This is a genomic window from Streptomyces sp. NBC_00659 (assembly GCF_036226925.1).
Lineage (GTDB): Bacteria > Actinomycetota > Actinomycetes > Streptomycetales > Streptomycetaceae > Streptomyces.
Genome location: NZ_CP109031.1, coordinates 6694872 through 6717067, shown reverse-complemented (window position 1 = coordinate 6717067; position 22196 = coordinate 6694872). Strand labels below are relative to the sequence as shown.

The window sequence follows — 22196 nt, the reverse complement described above, 5'->3', positions numbered from 1 at the left end:
ACGAGCGGGGCCGGCCTCTCCGGACATGTCCGGAGAGGCCGGCCCCGAAGGCCGTGCGGCGGTTCAGTCGTCCTTGGACGCCTTGCGCCTGCGTCGCACCAGTACCAGCGGCACGGCGCCCAGCAGGGCCACCGACCCCGGCGAGGTGACCGCCGCGGCCGCCTGGGCGCTCAGACCGGGCTGGTCGAAAGTGTCCGGCACCGGGAGGGTGCCCCAGCGGTTGATGGGCCAGGCCTTGACGATGGCGCGGCCGACGACGTCGTTCACCGGCACCATGCCGTGGTGCTTGTCCGCCTGGTTGTAGCGCGAGTCCCGCGAGTTCTGGCGGTGGTCGCCCATCACCCAGATCATGCCCTTGGGGACCTTGACCTTGAACTGACCGCCGTCCTCGTCCTGGCTGCACGGGGTGTTCCCCGCGTACACGTACGACGACTCGTTCAGTGCCTTGCCGTTGACCTTCAGCGGGCCGGTGTTCTTGCACTCGACCGTGTCACCGGCGACGCCGATGACGCGCTTGATGAGGTCCTTCTCCTCGGCGGACGGCATCAGGCCGATCCAGCTGAGGACCGTCTGCAGGGCGTTCGGGTCGGCCGTGGGCTCGCCCGCCAACCAGTTGTCCGGGTCGTGGAAGACGACGACCTCGCCGCGCTCCGGCTCGGAGCCGAACCACGGAGTCAGCTTGTCGACCAGGACGCGGTCACCCTGCTGGAGGGTGTTCTGCATCGAGTCCGACGGGATCGAGAACGCCTGCACCAGGAACGTCTTGATGATCAGCGCAAGGACCAGAGCGATGCCGATCAGGATCGGCAGCTCCTTCCAGAAGGAGCGCTGTTTGGTGGACTTGGGGTCCCGTTCGGGACGCCCGGTCGGGACGTCACCGTCCTCGGAGCCGCTCCCGGAACCCGAACCGGGTTCTACGGCCGGTGCAGCCGCATCCTCGGGCCGCTCCGGCTGCCCTTCGGGACCTTCGTGCCCAGAACGCGCGCCGACCGCCACATCCCCCACATCCACTCCTCACTCCGTGCCGCCGCCCGCGTCGTATTCGGCGCAGGCCCACCACTCCCATAACGAGCGGGAGTTCCGCAGGGCTCGGGAGCGGGATCAATCCGTCTGGATCCGCAGAGGCCACCCTATGCGACAGAGCTGGAGCGGAAGCCGACCCTCCAGGCGCGTCGGCCACCGTCGAGAACGTGTTCGGCTCCTGCAGACGGGTCCAGTGACCGATGGGCCAGCCGATGACCATCGCGCGGCCCACGACCGAGTCCTCGGAGACGGTGCCGGAGAACTTGTCGGTGCGGTGGTAACGGGAGTCCGCCGAGTTGCCCCGGTGGTCGCCCAGCACGAACAGACGGCCCGCGGGCACCTTCACCTCGAAGGAGAAGTCCGACGGTTTGTCCCCGGCGTAGATGTACGGCTCGGTCAGAGGGGTGCCGTTCACGGTCACCCGGCCCTGTACGTCGCAGCACTTGACGGTGTCCCCGCCGAGTCCGACGACCCGCTTGATCAGATCCTTCTCGTTGTCGGAGGGCAGCAGACCGATGAAGGTCAGGCCCTCCTTGAACTGCTTGACGACCACGGGGTCGCTCTTCTTCTGGGTGTCCTCGGCGGTGAGCCAGCCTCCGGGGTCCTTGAAGACGACGACGTCACCGCGCTTGGGCTCGGAGCCGAACCACGGGGTGAACTTGTCCACCAGGACGCGGTCGCCGATCTGGATCGTGTTCTCCATGGAGCCCGACGGGATCACGAAGGCCTGGACGAGGAACGTCTTGAGGACCAGGGCTATCAGGACGGCGACGCCGACGAGGAGGGGTATCTCCTTGACCGCCGAGCGGCGCCTGCGCCGCTTGATCTTGCGCGCGAGTTTGCGACGCTCGACCCGGCTGGGCCTGGCGGCGCCTCCGGCGGCGCGCCGGGATCCGGTGGGGAGCAGGTTGTCGGCGGCGCTGGCGGAGACCCCGCGCGCCCGTCCACGGTTACCCATGCGCACCCCCGGCGGCCGGTACACGCGCGTAGGCGTCGGGACGCGTCAGACGGGTCTCGTGGCCCACGGGCCAGGCGATCCAGTCGGCCCTGCCGATGACATCGCCGACGGGGACCATGCCGCCGCCGGGCGAGCCCAGATGATCACGGGAGTCGCGGGAGCGGCTGCGGTGATCGCCCAGGAGGAACAGGGACCGCTGGGGCACGACGACGTCGAAGGGCACCTCGGACGGGTTGTCACCCCGATAGAGAAATGTCGACTCGTCGACCGCTCGGCCGTTCACTTCGAGTCTCCCCTCCTTGTCGCAGCAGACCACGTGGTCTCCCCCTACTCCGACGACGCGTTTGACGTAGTCCGCGTTCCCGAAATAACCGGTGCCGTCGAAGACGACGACATCGCCCCGCTGCGGCTCGGAACCGAAACGGTACGCCAACTTGTTTACGAGAACGCGGTCCCCGATCCTCAATCCGGACTCCATGGAGCCGCTGGGAATTTCGAACGGCTGCATCACGAAGCGGCTGACAAGCAGCAGGAATACCAGACAGACCAGCACGGTCAGGGTGATCCGGCCTCCGGGAAGCCACTCGGCGATCTTGTCGGAGAACGCAGAACGCGACCGCTCCTCCGGCCCCGCTGTGTCCGAGATCTCCTCGGAAGCGGAAGGGCGGGAGGAGCGGTCGCGCTCCACGGGCTGTGCTTCGGTGTCCATCGGGGCCAGATGCTATCCGGCCTCCCTGAGACACCTTCTTACCGGCTCGGTCGCCGACGGGTCACCGCGGCGGCACCGGCTCAGCGGTCGCGCTTCTCCTTGATCTTCGCGGCCTTGCCGCGCAGGTCACGGAGGTAGTACAGCTTGGCGCGACGCACGTCACCGCGGGTGACGACCTCGATCTTCTCGACGATCGGGGTGTGCACCGGGAAGGTGCGCTCGACGCCGACGGAGAACGAGACCTTGCGGACCGAGAAGGTCTCGCGGACACCGGCGCCCTGGCGGCGGATGACTACGCCCTTGAACTGCTGCACACGGGAGCGGTTGCCCTCGATGACGCGGACGTGGACGTTGACCGTGTCACCCGGGCGGAAGGCCGGGATGTCGGTGCGCAGCGACGCGCCGTCGACGGAGTCGAGCAGGTGAGTCATTTTGTCTGCTTTCTTCGCTGATGCCACAGGTCATCAACGGGAGAGAGGTTCGAAGATGATGCCGTCTCGTCGGGACGGGCGTCGTATCCCCCTGTGGCAGGGGCGCACGCCGGACGACGGAGAGCAGCGGCCTATTCTTCCACGGTCTCGGGCCTGCACCAAAATCGGCCGTCGGGAGCCGGTCGCCAGCCCAGGATCGAGAGCATCTCACGGTCCTTCTTGTCGAAGGCGGAGGCTTCGCAGCGCTCGATGAGGTCGGGCCGGTTCGCCGCCGTACGGCGCAGGGCCTCGTCGCGGCGCCAGCGGGCGATCTTCCCGTGGTGGCCGCTGACCAGCACGTCGGGGATCTCACGGCCGCGCCACAGCGGGGGCTTGGTGTACACCGGGCCCTCCAGGAGGTTGGCCATGGCGCCGGGGGCGAAGGAGTCGTCCCGGTGGGACTCGGCGTTGCCGAGGACACCCGGCAGCAGTCGGGCCACGGCCTCGGTGACGACGAGGACGGCCGCCTCGCCGCCGGCGAGCACGTAGTCGCCGATGGACACCTCGTAGACGGGCATCCTCGTCGCGTACTCGTCGATGACACGGCGGTCGATGCCCTCGTAGCGCGCGGGCGCGAAGACCAGCCAGGGGCGTTCGGAGAGCTCCACGGCGAGTTCCTGGGTGAACGGGCGCCCGCTGGGGGTGGGGACCACGAGGGCAGGCCCGTGGGAGCCCGTCTCGTACCCGTCCGCCAGAGCGGAATCCAGGGCGTCGCCCCAGGGCTCGGTCTTCATGACCATGCCGGGGCCGCCGCCGTAGGGCGTATCGTCGACCGTGTTGTGCCGGTCGTACGTCCAGTCACGGAGGTCGTGCACGTGCACGTTCAGCTGGCCACGCGCGCGGGCCTTGCCGACGAGCGAGACGTTCAGGGGCTCCAGGTACTCGGGGAAGATCGTGACGACGTCGAGCCGCATCAGGCGCCGGCCCCCGTGACGTCCTCGCCGGCCGCGGCGGAGCCGTTCTCCTCGTCCCGGGTGGACACGACCTCCGCGCGGTCGTCGATCAGGCCGGGCGGCGGGTCGATGACGGCCCGCTGCTCCTCCAGGTCGATCTCGACGACGATCTCCTCGACGAACGGGATCAGCACCTCGGTGCCGTCCTCCCGCTCGACCACGAACAGGTCCTGCGAGGGCAGGTGCGAGATCTCGGTGATCCGGCCGACCTCGGTGCCGTCCGTGGTGACCACGTCCAGGTCCATGAGCTGGTGGTCGTAGTACTCGTCCGGGTCCTCCGGCGTCACGTCCGGGTCGACCTCGGCGATCAGCAGGGTGTTGCGCAGCGCCTCGGCGCCGTTCCGGTCGCGTACGCCGGCGAAGCGCAGCAGGAGACGGCCGCTGTGGACGCGGCCCGTCTCGATGGTCAGCGGTCCGGCGGAGGCCGGATCGGTGAGCAGGACGGCACCGGGTCCGAGCCGCAGCTCCGGCTCGTCGGTGCGGACCTCCACGGTGACCTCGCCCTTGATGCCGTGGGCTCGGCCGACGCGAGCGACTACCAGCTGCACTGTGCTTGATCTCCTGTCGTGTACCGACGGCAATGCTTCGGATACGGGTGCGCAGACGACTACGGGCCGAGGACGGCTCGTAAGCCCTCCCCGGCCCGAGCCGGTGCTGCCTGTTGCGTCAGCGGACGTGGTCCACGTCGACGAGGTCGACGCGGACACCGCGGCCGCCGATGGCGCCCACGACGGTGCGCAGAGCGCGTGCGGTGCGGCCGTTGCGGCCGATCACCTTGCCGAGGTCGTCCGGGTGGACCCGGACCTCGAGTACGCGCCCGCGGCGCAGGTCGCGCGAGGCGACCTGCACGTCGTCGGGGTTGTCGACGATGCCCTTCACGAGGTGCTCGAGAGCCTCCTCGAGCATGCTCAGGCCTCGGTCGACTCGGACTCGGCCGGGGCCTCGTCCTTCTTCTCAGCCTTCTTCTTCTGGGTGATGGCCTCACCCTTGCCCGTGTCCTCGCCACCGAGGGCGTCGAACAGCGGGCGCGCGGCCTTCGGCTCGGCGACGAGCAGCGGAGCCGGGGCCGGCAGGCCCTTGAACTTCTGCCAGTCACCGGTCAGCTTCAGGATGGCGAGCACGGGCTCGGTCGGCTGCGCGCCGACACCCAGCCAGTACTGCGCACGGTCCGAGTCGACCTCGATGCGCGAAGGGTTCTGCACCGGGTGGTACAGACCGATCTCCTCGATGGCCCGGCCATCACGGCGGGTACGGGAGTCGGCGACGACGATGCGGTAGTGAGGCGAACGGATCTTGCCCAGACGCTTCAGCTTGATCTTGACTGCCACGGAAGTGGTGTCTCCTGGTCTTGACGGGGTTGGGCACGCAGAGATGGCCGCGTGGGGTTGCGGTACCCGAGTGCCCGATGGACGCGTCAGCCGGAGGAGAGAGGGGTCCTATGCGGCTGTCGAGTACAGCTGACCATTCTGCCACATCCTGCGGTCCGCCCGGACCGAGGGTGTGCGAGCCCAGGGCGAGCCCACGCCTCGGCGAGGCGCGGGCCCGGCGGAGCCCTGCCTGAGCGGGGCCATGCCTCAGCGTGCACCCGGTGTTCCGGGTGCCCGTCAGGCAGGGGCGGTGGTGGACCGGCCGCCGGGGACGTCGGAGAGAGGCCGCCCGCGCGCACTCGTGCCTCCTGAATTCCCCCACGTGCTCCAGGGCAGTGGGGGAGGCACGACTGCTCACGGGCCGCGCGAACTCGTCCGGCACCCACGAGACGCCGGTGGAGCGCGCACCTCAGCCCGCGGCCGCCCCGACCACCTCCGGAATCCGGAAGGGTTTACCGCACCCTCCGCACACGATCGGTGCTTGCGCGAGGACCGACGGGACCACGCGCACGTTGCGCCCGCAGTCGCAGACGGCCTTGACGCGGACACCTCCTCCGGAGGAGCCGTGGCGGGCGGCCGGACCGCGGAACGAGCGGGCGGTGTCCGCGGACGTGGCGGCCGTGTGGGCCTTCAGCGCGCGCTGGAGCCGCTCGATGGTCGGGCGGTAGCGGCGCTTCGCCTCGGGGTTGAGCGTGACCAAGGAGAAGCCACTGCTGGGATGCGGCTCCTCGGGATGATCGAGGCCCAGCTCCTCGGCGATCGCGAGGAATCTGCGGTTGTGATACCGGCCGGCGCGCGAGGTGTCGCGGACTCCACGCGCGGCGGCGATGCCGTGGACTGCTTCGTGAAGCAGTCGCTCGAAAGAGAGTTCGTGTCCGCAGGCGGACGACGACTCCCCGATCAGGGACTCTGGCGCGGCAAGATCGGGCAGTTCGGGGTGGTGCCGCTGAATGTCGGCCCACGCCCCTGCCAGCTCTGCGGCGAGAACAGGTGGTGTCGTGCTCACGTAATGACAACGAGCGGGAGTGCCTCCGTGTTCCTATTACGGGGCATCCCAAATAATTTGCACGTACCCGTCAGTTGCCACTGATGCGTCGCGACGAGGGCGGGTGCGCTGATCTGCGGATAAGCGTCACAGCTCGTATCAAGCCGGTACGTAGTCACACGTACGCCCTGGCGCGTAGACGGGATCCGCACGCCGGGGCACCTGGGGCCGGCGGATGCGCAAGTGGTGTTTCGGCCGCCCTGCGGGCCCGCTCAGTAGGCGCGGGCGACGACGGCGACGTTACCGGGTGCGTCGTCGGTGCCGGGCACCGACCCGTCCTCGGCGACCAGACACCGTACGGTCACCGCGTGCTCGGCGAGCCTGGCCTCGCCCTCTTCGCCGAGGTCGGCCCAGGGAATGCGCGCCCAGCCGCCGGCCACGGCGGCCTCCACGGCCGCGTCGATCGTCGACACGTCAGAGGTACGGGACTCGCGGCGCTCGCGGGACTGCCTCAGGAGCAGCGCCTGGTCTTCCTCCAGAACGGCGGGGAGCAGGGCCGCCAGCGCGTCGAGGGCCACCGGCTCCTTGCCTCCGGGGATGCGGCGGGCGAGCATCGCCGTACCGCTCTCCAGGTCACGGGGGCCGACCTCGACGCGTACGGGGACACCCTTGAGCTCCCAGTCGACGGCGCGGCGCCCGAAGGGGGTGTCCGTACGGTCGTCGACCTGGACCCGTACCCCCGCCGCCTTCAGCCGGTCGCCGATCTCGCGGACCTTGGCCAGAACCGCCTCGTCCCCCTTGATCGCGAGGACGACGACCTGTACCGGGGCGAGCCGGGGCGGCACCCGCAACCCACTGTCATCGCCGTGCGACATGATCAGGCCACCCACCATGCGGGTCGAGGACCCCCAGGAGGTCTGCCAGACGAGCTCCTGTTTCCCGTCCCGGGACAGGTACCGGGTGTTGAACGCCTTCGCGAAGTTCTGCCCCAGCTCGTGACTGGTGCCCATCTGGAGCGACTTGCCGTCGCCCATCATGCCTTCGAGCGTGAGGGTGTTGATGGCGCCGGCGAACCGCTCACCCGCCGTCTTCCGGCCGAGGACGACATCGATGCCGAGGACGTTCACCATGAAGTCGGCGTACACCTCCTTGTGGATGTGCGCGGCGTAGTCCCGGGCGTCCTCGTAGGTGGCGTGCGCGGTGTGGCCCTCCTGCCAGAGAAATTCGGTCGTTCGCAGGAACACCCGCGGGCGCATCTCCCAACGGACCACGTTGGCCCACTGGTTGATCAGCAGCGGCAGGTCGCGGTAGCTCTGCACCCACTTGGAGAAGTACTCGTTGACGATCGTCTCGGAGGTGGGGCGGACGACGACCGGCTCCTCCAGCTCCTTGCCGCCGCCGTGTGTGACGACCGCGAGCTCGGGCGCGAAGCCCTCGACGTGCTCCGCCTCCCGGGTCAGGTACGACTGCGGGATGAACAGCGGGAAGTACGCGTTCTGGGCCCCCGCCTCCTTGATGCGGGCGTCCATCTCCTGCTGCATCCGCTCCCACAGCCCGTACCCGTAGGGCCGGATGACCATGGTGCCGCGCACCGGTCCGTTGTCGGCGAGCTCGGCCTTGTTGATCAAGTCCTGGTACCAGCGCGGGAAGTCGTCCGCCCTGGGCGTGAGAACGGGTGCCTTTGCCATGGGGGCGATGCTACGGGCCCACGTTGCCGGTATGTGAATTCTTGCGCCTTTCGCGGCCTGGGCACAAACGGGCCCCCGCGCCCCCTGGACGGCACGTCGAGGGCGGAGTTACCTGACATACGGGGGGAGTGCGGGCCTCGTGCGCGGGGGCGGAGGAAAGGGGGCCCGGCGGCAACTCTCGGCGGATTGGGGCACTTTCGATGACACCTACGCTCGTGCGGCAGCACCTTTCTTATGCGGGCCCCTCGTCCCGCGCGGACCGGGGTGCACGCGCGCGTGACTGGGCCGAGATCCAGGAGCGGATGCTGGTGCCGCTCTACGAGGCCGTCTACGAGCGGCTCGAAGTGGGCGGCGGGACACGGCTGCTCGGGCTCGGCTGCGGGTCGGGGCTCGCCCTGCTCATGGCGGCCTCCCGCGGCGCCGCGGTCACGGGTACCGACTCCTCGTCGCCCGAACGGCTGGCCCTCGCACGGGAACGTCTGCTGCCGCGGGACCGGGACACCGGCCCGCGCGCCGGGATCCGGATCGTGTCCGGGTCCCCCGGGGACACGGTGGCGCAGGGAGCGCCGGCGTACGACCTGGTGACCGCGTTCGAACCGATCGGGTGCGTGGCCGGCGACTTCGAAGGGCTCGGTTCGCTGCTCGCGGAGGCGGCACCGCTCACCGGCCGGGGCACGCCCGTGGTGCTGGTCGGGTGGGGGCCGCCGGAGCGGTGCAGCACCTCGGCCGTGCTGCGGGTGGCCACCAAGCTGGCCGATCCCCTGCGCGGCGCGGCGAGCTGGCGTGCCGCTCGCCGGGACGACCTGGAGGACGTCGCCCAGCGGGCCGGACTGCGGCCGGACGGCTCGGGGCGGGTGTCCTGCCCGTTCGGTTACGCCGATGTGGACAGCGCCGTGCGCGGCCTGCTCTCGACAGGGCTCTTCGACGCCGCGGTCGCCGCCACCGACCAGGCGCAGGTCGACAAGGAGGTGGCCGAGGCGCTGCATCCTCATCTGCGGCGGGACGGGACGGTCTGGATGCCGAACGTGTTCCGGTATCTGATCGCCCGTACGGCCTGAGGCCGGTCCGGGGCGTGGTGTTCAGACCTCCTTGACCGTCCGGGGCACTCCGGCGATCCGGTACGCCTCGGCCTCCTCCAGCGTCTCGTTCGCGAGGAGCGCCTCGGCCAGGGCGTCGAGCTGTCCGCGGTGCTCGCGGAGCTTCTGGCAGGCCTCCTCGTAGCACTCGTCGACGATGCGGCGCATCTCGTGGTCGATCGAGTCGAGGGTGCCCGGGGCCGCCGCGAGGCCGTAGGCCTGCTGGGAGTCGCCCGGGAGCGCGGACAGCCGGCCGACGCGTTCGCTCATGCCCCAGCGGGCCACCATCCCGCGGGCGAGGTTCGTGACCTGTTCCAGGTCGTTCTCCGAGCCCGTGGTGATGACGTCGTAGACGACGTGCTCGGCTGCCATGCCGCCGAGGGCGCCGATGATCCGGCCGCGCAGATATTCCTCGGTGTACGCGTACCGGTCCGCGTCCGGCGTGGAGAGGGTGACGCCGAGCGCGCGGCCGCGCGGAACGATGGTGATCTTGCGGACGGGGTCGGCGCCGGGCCGCAGCATCCCGAGGAGGGCGTGGCCGCTCTCGTGGTACGCGGTGCGGCGGCGTTCCTCGTAGGGCATGACCAGGGAGCGTTCGGCGCCGAGCTGGACCTTTTCGAGCGCTTCGGAGAGGTCGCTCTGGGTCACCTCGGACTGCTTGCGCTTGACGGCGAGGAGGGCCGCCTCGTTGGCGAGGTTGGCGAGGTCGGCGCCGGTCATGCCCGGGGTCGTCCGGGCCACCTGGGTCAGGTCCACGCCGGGGGCGAGCGGGATGTCGCGGGTGTGGATCTCCAGGATCGCCTCGCGGCCGCCGCGGTCGGGGGGCGAGACGTTGACGACCCGGTCGAAGCGGCCGGGGCGGGTGAGCGCCGGGTCCAGGATGTCCGCGCGGTTGGTGGCCGCGATGACGATGACGCCCTCCGAGCCGGAGAAGCCGTCCATCTCGGTGAGGATCTGGTTCAGCGTCTGCTCACGCTCGTCGTGGCCGCCCATGGCGGAGCCGCCCGACCGTGACCGGCCGATGGTGTCGATCTCGTCGATGAAGATGATGGACGGGGCCACCTTGCGGGCCTCGGCGAACAGTTCGCGGACGCGCGAGGCGCCGACGCCCACGATCATCTCGATGAACTCGGAGGCGGAGGCGGAGAAGAACGGCACTCCCGCCTCGCCCGCGACGGCCCGCGCGAGCAGGGTCTTTCCCGTGCCGGGCGGGCCCGCCAGCAGCACACCGCGCGGCATCTTCGCGCCCATCCTGCGGTACGCGTCGGGGTTCTTCAGGAAGTCCACGACGTCGTCGACTTCGCCGGCCACCTCGTCGATGCCGGCCACGTCCGCGAACGTGGTGCGCTTGCCGCCGGGTACGAGTTCGACCGGTTTGGGGGGTGCCTTGCGGCCGAGCATGCCGCCCGCGCCGCCCATGCCGGAGCCCATCCGCCGGGCGATGAAGATCCACAGGACGACGAGCAGGATCATCGGGGCGAGCGAGATCAGCAGGTTGAACAGGAAGCTGCGCTCCTGGACCACCGGCGAGGCGGTCACCGTGACGTCGTGCTTCTGGAGGTTGTCCCAGAGTTTGTCGTCCGCGAAGACCGGGCGCTGGGTCTTGAACTTGGTGTATTTCCCGTCGCCGTCGGGCTTCTTCTGCGAGTCCTTGAGCTGTCCCTGGATCGCGTCGCCCTTGGCGTAGATCTTGGTGACGTTGCCGTCGTCGACCTGCCGGCTGAACTCCGTGTACGAGATCGTCGGCTCGTTGCCCTTGTTGTAGAAGGACAGCACCAGGTTGGCGATCAGGAACACGATGAGCGCGGCCAGGGCCAGGCTCCACCAGCCGCCGGGCAGCTTCCGCCGGCCGCCCGGCGGCGGTGTCGGCTCAGGTGGCGTGCCCTCGGTACGCCACGGCTGGTCCGGTGCCTTGCGCGGCGGCACAGGATTGCTCATAAGTGGACGTTACGACAGATGGCGGACACCGGCACCTGCGGTCACGCCACTGGGGGCGCCCCTCGCGGTGAGGGGCGCCCCCAGTGGGCGTCACGTCGGCGCTCCCGCACGGGGCGGAAGGTCAGTGCACGAGCGTCAGCCCATGAACTTCTTGAACTCGTCCGGCAGCTCGAAGTCCTGGGCGTCCTGCTGCGGGAGGCCGAAGGCGTTACCGCCCTGGGCGCCCGCCTCGCGCCGGGCCGCCTCCTCTTCCTCCTGCTGCTTGCGCTTCATCGGGTTGCCGGAGCGCTGCTTGCCCTTGGCCTGCTTCGGCTTCTTCTTGGCGCGGCCGGGGCCGCCGCCCATGCCCGGCATCCCGGGCATGCCCGGCATCCCGCCGCCCTGGGCCATGCGGGACATCATCTTGCGGGCCTCGAAGAAGCGCTCGACCAGGCCCTTGACCGCGCTGACCTCGACGCCGGAACCCTTGGCGATACGGGCACGGCGCGAGCCGTTGATGATCGTCGGGTCCTGGCGCTCACCCGGGGTCATCGACTTGATGATCGCGCCGACGCGGTCGACGTCCCGCTCGTCCAGGTTGTTGATCTGGTCCTTGATCTGGCCCATGCCCGGGAGCATGCCGAGCAGCTTGCTGATGCTGCCCATCTTCCGGACCTGCTCCATCTGGGCCAGGAAGTCGTCCAGGGTGAAGTCCTGGCCCTTCTTGGACGCCAGCTTGGAGGCCATCTTCTCGGCCTCTTCCTGGCTGAACGCCTTCTCCGCATGCTCGATCAGGGTGAGGAGGTCACCCATGTCGAGGATGCGGGAGGCCATCCGGTCAGGGTGGAAGGCGTCGAAGTCGTCGAGCTTCTCGCCGTTCGAGGCGAACATGATCGGCTTGCCGGTGACCTGCCGGATCGACAGGGCGGCACCACCGCGGGCGTCACCGTCGAGCTTGGAGAGCACTACGCCGTCGAAGCCGACGCCGTCGCGGAAGGACTCGGCGGTGTTGACCGCGTCCTGGCCGATCATCGCGTCGACGACGAAGAGGATCTCGTCGGGGCTGACGGCGTCGCGGATGTCCGCGGCCTGCTGCATCAGCTCCTGGTCGATACCGAGACGGCCGGCGGTGTCCACGATCACGATGTCGTGGACCTTGGTCTTCGCGAACTCGATGGAGTCCTTGGCGACCTTGACCGGGTCGCCGACGCCGTTGCCCGGCTCGGGGGCGTAGACGGCGACGCCCGCGCGCTCGGCGACGACGCTGAGCTGGTTCACCGCGTTCGGGCGCTGGAGGTCGGCGGCGACGAGGATCGGGGAGTGGCCCTGGTCCTTGAGCCACTTGCCGAGCTTTCCGGCGAGCGTGGTCTTGCCCGCGCCCTGGAGGCCCGCGAGCATGATCACGGTGGGCGGGTTCTTGGCGAACCGGAGGCGGCGGGTCTCACCGCCGAGGATCGTGACGAGCTCGTCGTTCACGATCTTCAGGACCTGCTGGGCGGGGTTCAGCGCCCTGGAGACCTCGCTGCCGAGGGCCCGCTCCTTGACGTTCTTGATGAAGGTGCGGACGACCGGGAGGGCGACATCGGCTTCGAGGAGCGCGATGCGGATCTCGCGGGCCGTGGCGTCGATGTCCGCCTCACTGAGGCGCCCCTTGCCGCGGAGGTTTTTGAACGTCGCGCTGAGGCGGTCGGAGAGGGTATCGAACACGGTGGCTTCGGTCCTCGGAGTCGGGGTCGGTTTCGGGCTGCCCTCCAGGGTATCTGTCCTCGCAAGCGATTCGTCCCCGCGCACCGCATTCGGCGACCGGGGACGAGGCCCGCGGCGGTGGAGGCGGCGGTCCGCGGCCCTGGCGGACCGGCTTTCGGCGACCGGACGGCTCCCCGGGTCGCGGAGATCACATGTCCGCTCGCCGCCCGGAACGAACGCGGGGCGGGACCCACCCGGGGTCATAGCGAGTGCAGGGGCAGAACGAGTGCGGCGGCGGAGCAAGCACGGAGGCCGGCAGGGCGCGTGCGGGCGCGGGACGACCATGGGCCCCGGAACCAGCGCGGGCCCGGAACGACCACGGCGCGGAACGACCGCAGCCCCGGACGGCCACGAGCCCCGGAACCGGTGCGGGCGCTGAACGACCACGGCACGGAACGACCGCAGCCCGGGACGACCACAGGCCCGGAACCAGCGCGGGCGCTGAACGACCACGGGCCCGGAACGACCACGGGCGCCAAACCAGTGCGGCCCCGGAACGGCCGCCGGGCCGACAGGCGCGAGGTCAGCCCCGCAGCGCCTCCTCCACGGCCCGTGCCACCGAGGCGGCCTCCTCCCCCGGCAGGGGCTCCCCCTTCGTGCCCGTCACGTAGAAGGCGTCGACGGCGTTCGCGCCGAGCGTGGAGACGTGCATGCTCCGTACCCGTACCCGCGCCGTCTCCAGGGCCCGCCCGATGCGGTGCAGCAGGCCCGGGGCGTCGTGGGCGCGGACCTCGATGACCGTGGCCAGGCGGGACGCCGCGGGCGCGACGGTGACCCGCGGAGGGGGCGCGACCACGCCCCGGCGGCGCGGGTAGGCGGCGTCGCGCTCGGCGAGGCGGGCGGTGATGTCGAGGGAGCCGTCGAGGGCGCGTACGAGGTCGGCGCGCAGCCGGGCGGCCTGCGGCAGGGAGCCGTACTCGGCGGCGACGCGCCAGTTGAGCAGCAGCACCGAGCCGTCGACGCCGTCGGGCAGGTCCAGGGCGCGCAGTTCGGCGGTGCGGACGGTCAGCCGGTGCATGGCGAGGACGCCGGCCACCGAGGGGAGCACGCCCGGCTGGTCCGGGACGGCGATGAGGAGTTCCACACCGAGCGGTTCCGGGTCGTCCGGGACGGTGGCGGGCTCGGCGTCGGTGTCGGTGTCGACCGGTTCCGTCTGCGCGCGCAGGGCCAGGACGGGCCCGCCCGTGCGGCACGCCTCGATCGCGAGACGTTCCATCTCGGCGGTCGGCGCGGGGGCCTCGGGTTCCTCGGGAGCGTCCCCGGCGAGCACGGCCGAGACCCGTTTGACCAGGTCGGCGACGAGGGAGCCGCGCCAGGAGGACCAGGCGGCGGGCCCGGTGGCCAGCGCGTCCGCCTCGGTGAGCGCGTGCAGCAGTTCCAGGGTGCCCTGTGATCCGACGGCCTCGGCGACCGAGCGGACGGTGGCCGGGTCCTCCAGGTCGCGCCGGGTCGCGGTGTCGACGAGCAGCAGGTGATGGCGTACGAGGGTGGCGAGCACCGCGACGTCCACGCGGTCGAAGCCGATACGGGCGGCCACGTCACGGGCGATGATCTCACCGGCCACGGAGTGGTCGCCGGGCCAGCCCTTGCCGATGTCGTGGAGCAGGGCGGCGACGAGGAGGAGGTCGGGGCGGCCGACGCGGCGGGTCAGTTCGGAGGCGCGGACGGCCGTCTCGATGAGGTGGCGGTCGACGGTCCAGATGTGGACGGCGTTGCGCTGGGGCCGGCAGCGCACCCGCTCCCAGTCGGGCAGCAGCCGGGTGATCAGCCCTTCGGCTTCCAGCGCCTCCCAGACCTCGATGGTCGCGCGGCCCGAGCCGAGGAGGGTGACGAGCTGTTCGCGTGCCTCGGCGGGCCAGGGCGTGGGGAGGGGACGTACGGCGGCGGCCATCCGCCGTACGGCGTGCAGGGAGATCGGGAGGTCCGCCTGCGCGGCGGCGGCTGCGGCGCGCAGCGGGAGCACGGGGTCGCGCTCGGGACGTGCGGTGCGGGCGAGCCCCACCTCGCCGTCCTGTTCGACGACTCCTTCGGCGAGGGGGGACCGCTCGGCGACCGGCTTGCCGCCGCCCAGCATGGCGCGCAGCCGTGGGCGTACGGCCCGCGAGCGCAGGACGCGTCCCACTTCGCGCCAGGTGACGTCGCTGGCGTACGACACGACGCGCGCCGCCTCGTACACCTGGCGCAGCAGGGTGTCGGCGTCCAGCAGGCCGAGTTCGGCGGCGACCTGGTCCTGTTCCTGGAGCGCGAGGCGGTCGGTGGCGCGGCCGGTGGCGAGGTGCAGGGCGTCACGGACGTCCAGGAGCCGGCGACGGGCGTCCGAGAGTCCTTCGCGGGGGGCGTCCGCGAGCCAGGACGCGGCGACGGCGCGCAGCGCGACGGCGTCGCGCAGTCCGCCGCGCGCTTCCTTCAGGTCGGGTTCGAGGAGGTACTGGAGTTCGCCCTGGCGTTCGGCGCGCTCCGCGCACAGTTCCTGGAGCTGGGGCAGCCGCTTCGGCGCCTGGTTGCGCCAGTCGGCGAGGACGGCCGTGCGCAGTCCGGCGGTGAGGCCGAGGTCGCCCGCGATGTGACGGGCGTCGAGGAGGCCGAGCTGGGCCTTGAGGTCGTCGGCGGCGGTCTTGCGGGCCTCGACGGGTGTGCGGACCGAGTGGTCGAGATCGAGGCCCAGGTCCCATACGGGGTACCAGAGGCGGTCGGCGAGGGCGGCGACGGCCGCGGAGTCGGTGCCGTCGTGCAGGAGGAGCAGGTCGAGATCGCTGCGGGGGGAGAGTTCGCCGCGGCCGTAGCCGCCGACGGCGATGAGGGAGACCCCGCGCAGGCCCTGGGATCCGGCGGTGAACAGGCCGGTCAGCCAGTCGTCCGTCAGGTCCGAGAGGGCGGTACGGCGCGGCGGCCCGGACCGCGCCCCCTCTTGGAGGAGGCGCAGCCGGGCCGCCGCGTAGCCGCTGGGTCCCGAGTCCTCTGCTTCCACTCGCGTGTCCGTACTCGTCACCCAGCGACTCCTGTCTTTCTTCGTGCGGGCCGATCCGGTCAGAGAGCGTCCGGGCCGCGCTCGCCGGTCCGGACCCGGACCGCCGTGTCGACCGGGACGGACCACACCTTGCCGTCACCGATCTTGCCTGTACGGGCCGCCTTCACGACGACATCGATGAGCTGTTCGGCGTCGTCGTCCTCGACCAGCACCTCTATGCGGATCTTGGGGACGAGGTCGACCGTGTACTCGGCACCGCGGTACACCTCGGTGTGTCCCCGCTGCCGACCGTAGCCGCTCGCCTCGGTGACCGTCAGTCCGTGGACCCCGAAGGCCTGCAGTGCCTCTTTGATCTCGTCGAGCCGGTGGGGCTTCACGACGGCGGTGATGAGCTTCATGCGTCCACCTTCTTGGCGTCCGTGTCGGCCGGGGCGGGCACGGCGGTCCGGGCGGCGCCACCACCGGCGCCACTGAAGTCGTATGCGGTCTCGGCGTGCTCGGCCTGGTCGATGCCGGCGATCTCCTCGTCCTCGGTGACCCGCATGCCCATGGTCTTGTCGATGAGGAAGGCGAGGATCGCGGAGACGACCAGGGAGTAGCCGAGGACGGCGAACACGCCGGCGCACTGCTTCCAGAACTGGGTCAGACCGCCGCCGTAGAAGAGGCCTTCGACGGTCGACTGGCCCTTGCCGCTGGCGAAGAAGCCGATCAGCAGGGAGCCGACGACACCGCCGACGAGGTGGACACCGACGACGTCGAGGGAGTCGTCGTAGCCGAACTTGTACTTCAGGCCCACGGCCATGGCGCACAGGACACCGGCGATGGCGCCGACCGCGATGGCGCCGAGCGGGGAGACGGCGCCGCCGGACGGGGTGATGGCGACCAGACCGGCGACCGCGCCGGAGGCGGCGCCCAGTGTGGTGAACGCGCCGTGCCGGATCTTCTCGTAGGCGAGCCAGGCCAGCATGGCGGCCGCGGTGGCGATCTGCGTGTTGACGAACATCAGCGCGCCGACGCCGTCGTCGTTGCCGAGCCACGAGCCGGCGTTGAATCCGAACCAGCCGAACCACAGCAGACCGGAGCCGAGCATCACCAGCGGGAGGCTGTGCGGGCGCATCGGGTCCTTCTTGAAGCCGACGCGCTTGCCGATGACCAGGATCACGCCGAGCGCCGCGGCACCCGCGTTGATGTGGACCGCCGTACCGCCGGCGAAGTCGATCACACCGAGCTCGAAGGCCCAGCCGCCCGCGCCCCAGACCCAGTGGGCGACGGGGAAGTAGACGAGCGTGGCCCACAGCGTGATGAACAGCGACCACGCCGTGAACTTCACGCGGTCCGCGAGGGCACCGCTTATCAGCGCGGGCGTGATGATCGCGAACATCAGCTGGAAGACCATGAAGACGAAGACCGGGATGGTGTATCCGTCCCACAGTTCCGTCAGGCCGATGTTGCTGAGGCCGACCCAGTCGGAGGTCCAGCCGATGAACGATCCCTTGTCCGTGCCGAAGGCGAGGGAGAAGCCGTACAGCACCCACAGGATGGTGATGATCCCCATGCTGATGAAACTCATCATCAACATGTTGAGGGTGCTCTTGACGCGGACCATGCCTCCGTAGAAGAAGGCGAGGCCCGGCGTCATGATGAGCACCAGGGCGGAACAGATGAGCATGAACCCTGTGTTGGCGGCAGAAAGCTTGGGTGCCTCTGCGGCAAGGGTGATGGCTGGTGCCATCGGCGTCTCCTCGTCGTTGGTACGGCCCCGTGCGGGCGAAGCCTGAATGGGTCGTGAGGGGTGGGCCGGTTATGCGCCATGAGATTGACGCAGCGCGGTTTCCGTGGACGCCCCTCGATGTTTCGCACCAGTGACGAAGGCACTCTGTGTGTTACACGTTCATGAACTGCCTGATTGTGGTCGAAGCGATCGTTATCGTGACGCAATCTCCGGCAGGATGCTCGCGGCGCCCCCGGCGACCGGGGACATGACCGCCGCGCGGGGCATTCCCGCGATGACGGGCCGCGTCCGCGCGAGCGGCGTCGGCCGGGGCCGCATACAGCGGAACCGGCCACGGCCGGCCGTCCGATGACCTGGCACGGGGGAGCCGAGTCGGGCAGTTCGGGACGGCCGGCCGCGGCCGGGGTACTGAGCGGGGCCGCTTCGGCGGCCGGGCGTCAGACCGCCTCGGCGGTCTCGGGCAGGTCGACGGCCAACTGGTCGGTGAGGTCGATGACCTCGGCGAGGTCGCCGAACTCGCGGACCGCGGTGTCGACCGTCTTTCGGATACGAGTGTTGACGCGTTCGGAGCGCACTTTCCTGCCGATCCTCAGGGCTTCCTTGGCCAGGACGGCACTCTGCTCGGGTTCACGCTGGAGCAGGTGCACGGTGGCCATGCCGATGAGGTTGAGCGCGTACGACCTCTGGTGCTCGGAGTCCTTGCCGAAGCGGTCGACCGCTTCCTGCATCAGGGGCTCGGCCATGGAGGCGTACGTGGGGCTGCGTCCGGCGACGTAGGCGAGATCGCGGTAGGAGTGCGAGTTCTCGCCGTACAGCTCGGCCTGGGAGAAGAAGCGGATCCAGTCGGGGTCCGGGTCGTCCCACTCGTGCACGTCGGCGAAGGTGTCCTCGGCCATGCGGACGGCCCGCTTGCACTTTCCGGGCTGGCCCATGTTGGCGTAGGCCCGGGCCTCCATCGCATACAGCATCGACTGGGTGCGCGGGCTCGCGCAGTCACGGCTGCCGTACTGGGCGAGATGGATCAGCTCCAGGGCGTCCTCGGGCCGCCCGAGATGGATCATCTGCCGGCTCATGCTGGAGAGGATGTACGAGCCGAGGGGCTTGTCACCCGCCTCCTTCGAGGCGTGCAGGGCGAGCACGAAGTACTTCTGCGCGGTGGGCTGGAGACCCACGTCGTAGCTCATCCAGCCCGCCAGCTCGGCCAGTTCGGCGGCGACCTTGAACAGGCGCTTCTCGGTGGCGGCGGGCTGCGGCTCCTGGAGGAGGTCCGTCACCTCGTGCAACTGGCCGACGACGGCCTTGCGGCGCAGTCCCCCGCCGCACTGCGCGTCCCACTGACGGAACATCACGGTGGTGGACTCCAGGAGATCCAGCTCCGGTTGGGAGAGCCTGCCGCCGCGGCGCGTCGAGGCCGGCGGTTCGGCCGCCTCGTAGGACGCCGGTGGTGTCGGGACGAGCCAGCGCTGCATGGGCTCGATGAGGGCCGGGCCGGCGGAGAGCCCCAGCGAACTGCCGAGAAAGCCGCGCCGCGCCAGCATCAGGTCGCTGCGCGAGTACTCGCTGATCAGCGCGACGGTCTGGGGACCGGTCCACGGAAGGTCGATGCCGGACACGGAGGGTGCCTGGTGGGGCGCGCGCAGACCGAGGTCCTCCACGGCGACGACACAGCCGAACCGCTCGGAGAACAGCTCCGACAGGATGCGCGGGATCGGCTCGCGCGGGTTCTCCCCGTCCAGCCAGCGACGCACCCGCGAGGTGTCCGTGGAAATGTGGTTGGCCCCCAACTGGCGCGCTCTGCGGTTCACTTGGCGCGCCAGCTCGCCCTTGGACCAGCCACTGCGCACGAACCACGAGCCGAGCAGCTCGTTGGGGCGCTTGTCAGCGTTCGTCCCGCCTCCGCCGTTGCCGCCCACTGGAACGCCCCCACTCCCCGAGATCACTTGTCGCCGCTCTGCGCCAAGCCCTATCAGAATGCCCGTAAACACGGCCGCGCGTCCGGTAGTTCTCACCCTTCGAACGGGAACCCGGCTTGCCCTTGGCATACTCGCGAGTAAACAAAACCCCAGGACTCGTGCACTCAAAGTAATCCTACGATCACGCGTCCAGCCATGGCGATCCGTGAAACGCCACCATTCGCCACCCCTTCGAATGAACTCCAGTCGGCCTGCTCGCGATTCACTTGACACAGAACGACCAAGGGTGGGCGAAGAAGCGCACTCCAGGGCGCACGGAGCCGAACGCACCACCCCATGCGCGACAAGGCGCCGTCTGGATCGCGCGATAACGGGCAGGCAGGAACAGAGGGTGACAATCCGGTTCCGTCACGTAACCACGGGCGCACCGGACCCGTTGGAGGGGGCATGGGCTTCACGATCGGCAGTAGTCGGGCGATGCGCGACATCCGGACCGGTGCACGGCGCCGCGGCCGCTCGTCGGAGGGCACCGCCGTAGCAGCGTTCACCGGACTGTGGGGATGGGACGTGGTCCCGGGTGCCCGAGCCGCCGCGGGGGCGTGCTCGTGCGGCCGGGCCGACTGCCCGGCACCGGGTGCGCACCCCCTGGCCTTCGCCCCGACGATCCCGGCGGGCACGACGCTGGACGAGGCGACCGGCATCTGGGCCGGCTTCCCGGGCGCCGCGGTGATGCTGCCGGTCGGCCGGACCTTCGACGTGATCGAGATGGCCGAGCCGGCGGGGCGCCGCGCGCTCGTCCGGCTGGAGCGCATGGGTCTGCCGCTCGGCCCCGTGACGGCCACCGCGGACGGCCGCGCCCACTTCTTCGTCTCCCCCGGTTCCGCCGCCGAACTTCCCGAGCTGCTCTACCGCATGGGCTGGGACGACGCCTCCCTCGACCTGCACGGCCTGGGCCCGGGCACGTTCATCACCGCCCCGCCCTCCGACCGGGCGGGGCTCGGCCCGGTCCGCTGGCTGCGCTCCCCCGTTCTCGACTCCGCCACGAAGCCGCCCCCGGCCAGGCTGCTGCTGGGCACGCTCGCCTACGTGGCACACCGTTCGCGGGCCTGACGCGCCGGAACGGTCCGTACAGGACGAAGCGCCCGTCCCCCGGCAGCACTGCGGGGGCGGGCGCTTCTTCGGTCACCTACGCGTTCACGCGGTTCGTCACTCGCCGATAAGGGCGTCAACGAACGCCTCCGGCTCGAACGGCGCCAGGTCGTCCGCGCCCTCGCCGAGCCCCACCAGCTTGACCGGGACGCCCAGCTCGCGCTGCACCGCGATGACGATGCCGCCCTTCGCGGTGCCGTCGAGCTTGGTCAGCACGATGCCGGTGATCTCGACGACCTCGGCGAACACACGCGCCTGCACCAGACCGTTCTGCCCGGTGGTCGCGTCGAGCACGAGCAGCACCTCGTCGAGCGGCGCGTGCTTCTCCACGACGCGCTTGACCTTGCCGAGCTCGTCCATGAGGCCGGTCTTGGTGTGGAGCCGGCCCGCGGTGTCGATGAGGACGACGTCCGCACCCTCCTCGATGCCCTCCTTGACCGCGTCGAACGCGACCGAGGCGGGGTCGCCGCCCTCGGGGCCGCGGACGGTACGCGCGCCCACGCGCTCGCCCCAGGTCTGGAGCTGGTCGGCGGCGGCGGCACGGAAGGTGTCGGCCGCGCCGAGCACGACGCTCTTGCCGTCGGCGACGAGCACCCGCGCGAGCTTGCCGGTGGTGGTGGTCTTGCCGGTGCCGTTGACGCCGACGACCATCACGATGCCCGGGGTGTCGAGGTTCGAGTCGGTCTTGACCACGCGGTCGAACTCCGGGACGAGCAGCTGGATCAGCTCCTCGCGCAGCAGGGCGCGCAGCTCGTCCGGCGTCCGCGTGCCGAGCACCTTCACGCGCTCGCGCAGCCGGTCGACCAGTTCCTGGGTGGGCTGCACACCGACGTCGGCGACGAGCAGCGTGTCCTCGATCTCCTCCCAGGTCTCGTCGTCGAGGTGCTCGCGCGAGAGCAGCGTGAGCAGCCCCTTGCCGAGCGCGTTCTGCGAGCGGGAGAGCCGGGTGCGCAGGCGTACCAGACGCCCCGCGGTCGGCTCCGGGATCTCGATCTGGGGGGCGGCCGGAGGTTCCTCGACGACGACCGACGGGGCGGCCGGGCCGTCGGAGAGATCCACCTCCTCTATCGTGCGGCGCGGTTCTTCGCGCGGCGTCTCGGCTTCGTCGCCGACGTGCGGTTCGGCCGGAGGGGCGGTGATGTCGGGGGCGGCGGGGGGCGGCGGGGGCAGCTGCTTCCGCTTGCGACTGCCGACGACGAGCCCACCGAGTACGCCGATCACCACCACGGCGATGACTACAGCAAGGATGATGGTTTCCATAACAAGCCCAGTATGCGTGACCTGTCCCCCGCCCAGGCGTTGTCCGTGCGGGGGCCGCGTGCCCCCGCGGGCCGGGCTGGTCCGCCGCTCGGCCGCGCGTCGACGGGAAGCCTTCAGGGCGGAGTCACAACGCCCCAGTATCAGCGGGCGGCGGCAAGCCGACTGCTCTGGTTTCACGGGGTGCGTACGGGTGCGCGCAGCGTACCCAGGGTGTGTCACGGCCCATGCCGTGGGCCGTGACACACCCTTACCGCAACGTCACCTCCCATCGACAGACCCCAC

18 protein-coding genes and 1 pseudogene are annotated in these 22196 nt (G+C 70.4%); 2 read left to right on the top strand and 17 right to left on the bottom strand.

All coding sequences use genetic code 11. From position 1 onward, the window contains the following. Positions 1-63: 63 nt before the first annotated feature. The 10 genes and pseudogenes from lepB (OG410_RS29470) to proS form a co-directional block, all read right to left on the bottom strand. Positions 64-1005, bottom strand: coding sequence for a signal peptidase I (gene lepB / locus OG410_RS29470; protein WP_329301867.1), 942 nt, complete (start codon positions 1003-1005; stop codon positions 64-66). After that, positions 893-1981: pseudogene (lepB, locus tag OG410_RS29465) on the bottom strand (signal peptidase I); the annotation flags it as partial. The pseudogene lepB (OG410_RS29465) and the gene lepB (OG410_RS29470), both read right to left, overlap by 113 nt. After that, entirely contained in the window at positions 1974-2690 is a 717-nt protein-coding gene (gene lepB, locus OG410_RS29460) for a signal peptidase I (protein WP_329301866.1), read from the bottom strand. The pseudogene lepB (OG410_RS29465) and the gene lepB (OG410_RS29460), both read right to left, overlap by 8 nt. Positions 2691-2770: 80 nt before the next feature. Continuing rightward, a complete protein-coding gene (gene rplS, locus OG410_RS29455; RefSeq protein ID WP_328447649.1) occupies positions 2771-3121 on the bottom strand; it encodes a 50S ribosomal protein L19 in 351 nt (116 codons plus the stop codon). A 131-nt stretch (positions 3122-3252) separates the two neighbouring features. Continuing rightward, a complete protein-coding gene (trmD, locus tag OG410_RS29450; protein ID WP_329301865.1) occupies positions 3253-4074 on the bottom strand; it encodes a tRNA (guanosine(37)-N1)-methyltransferase TrmD in 822 nt (273 codons plus the stop codon). Then, the gene (rimM, locus tag OG410_RS29445) at positions 4074-4661 is read right to left on the bottom strand and encodes a ribosome maturation factor RimM (protein WP_328447653.1); all 588 of its coding nucleotides are present in this window, start codon (positions 4659-4661) and stop codon (positions 4074-4076) included. The genes trmD and rimM overlap by 1 nt, the downstream gene beginning before the upstream one ends. 118 nt (positions 4662-4779) lie before the next feature. Continuing rightward, a complete protein-coding gene (locus OG410_RS29440) occupies positions 4780-5019 on the bottom strand; it encodes an RNA-binding protein (RefSeq protein WP_005479813.1) in 240 nt (79 codons plus the stop codon). A 2-nt stretch (positions 5020-5021) separates the two neighbouring features. After that, positions 5022-5441, bottom strand: a complete 420-nt coding sequence (gene rpsP, locus OG410_RS29435; protein WP_326785285.1) for a 30S ribosomal protein S16 — start codon at positions 5439-5441, stop codon at positions 5022-5024. A gap of 448 nt (positions 5442-5889) precedes the next feature. After that, positions 5890-6486 (bottom strand): hypothetical protein, encoded by a 597-nt coding sequence (locus tag OG410_RS29430; protein WP_037625093.1) that lies wholly within the window; start codon positions 6484-6486, stop codon positions 5890-5892. A gap of 251 nt (positions 6487-6737) precedes the next feature. Beyond that, entirely contained in the window at positions 6738-8153 is a 1416-nt protein-coding gene (proS, locus tag OG410_RS29425) for a proline--tRNA ligase (RefSeq protein ID WP_329301864.1), read from the bottom strand. Positions 8154-8353: 200 nt separating this feature from the next. Here proS and OG410_RS29420 point away from each other — a divergent pair, with 200 nt between their 5' ends. Next, positions 8354-9211, top strand: a complete 858-nt coding sequence (locus OG410_RS29420; RefSeq protein ID WP_329301863.1) for an SAM-dependent methyltransferase — start codon at positions 8354-8356, stop codon at positions 9209-9211. Between the two features lie 21 nt (positions 9212-9232). Here OG410_RS29420 and ftsH read toward each other — a convergent pair whose 3' ends face one another. The 6 genes from ftsH to nsdA all read right to left on the bottom strand — a co-directional run bounded on the left by ftsH (position 9233) and on the right by nsdA (position 19505). Then, positions 9233-11167 (bottom strand): ATP-dependent zinc metalloprotease FtsH, encoded by a 1935-nt coding sequence (gene ftsH, locus OG410_RS29415; RefSeq protein ID WP_329301862.1) that lies wholly within the window; start codon positions 11165-11167, stop codon positions 9233-9235. 135 nt (positions 11168-11302) lie between these two features. Further along, entirely contained in the window at positions 11303-12853 is a 1551-nt protein-coding gene (ffh, locus tag OG410_RS29410; RefSeq protein WP_329301861.1) for a signal recognition particle protein, read from the bottom strand. A gap of 562 nt (positions 12854-13415) precedes the next feature. Next, positions 13416-15881 (bottom strand): [protein-PII] uridylyltransferase, encoded by a 2466-nt coding sequence (locus tag OG410_RS29405; protein ID WP_329301860.1) that lies wholly within the window; start codon positions 15879-15881, stop codon positions 13416-13418. 38 nt (positions 15882-15919) lie between these two features. Then, positions 15920-16258, bottom strand: a complete 339-nt coding sequence (locus OG410_RS29400; protein WP_142192909.1) for a P-II family nitrogen regulator — start codon at positions 16256-16258, stop codon at positions 15920-15922. Further along, a complete protein-coding gene (locus OG410_RS29395) occupies positions 16255-17592 on the bottom strand; it encodes an ammonium transporter (protein ID WP_329301859.1) in 1338 nt (445 codons plus the stop codon). Before OG410_RS29395 ends, OG410_RS29400 begins: the two co-directional genes overlap by 4 nt. A gap of 437 nt (positions 17593-18029) precedes the next feature. Continuing rightward, positions 18030-19505 carry a transcriptional repressor NsdA gene (nsdA, locus tag OG410_RS29390; RefSeq protein WP_329301858.1) on the bottom strand — a complete coding sequence of 492 codons (1476 nt, stop codon included), beginning with the start codon at positions 19503-19505 and terminating at the stop codon, positions 18030-18032. Positions 19506-19952: 447 nt separating this feature from the next. Here nsdA and OG410_RS29385 point away from each other — a divergent pair, with 447 nt between their 5' ends. After that, complete coding sequence (locus OG410_RS29385; RefSeq protein WP_329301857.1) at positions 19953-20615, top strand: bifunctional DNA primase/polymerase; 663 nt, start codon at positions 19953-19955, stop codon at positions 20613-20615. Between the two features lie 96 nt (positions 20616-20711). On the opposite strand, the gene ftsY is transcribed toward OG410_RS29385, so the two are convergent. Beyond that, positions 20712-21914: a signal recognition particle-docking protein FtsY gene (gene ftsY / locus OG410_RS29380; protein WP_329301856.1), complete on the bottom strand. Its 1203-nt coding sequence runs from the start codon at positions 21912-21914 to the stop codon at positions 20712-20714. Positions 21915-22196: the final 282 nt, after the last annotated feature.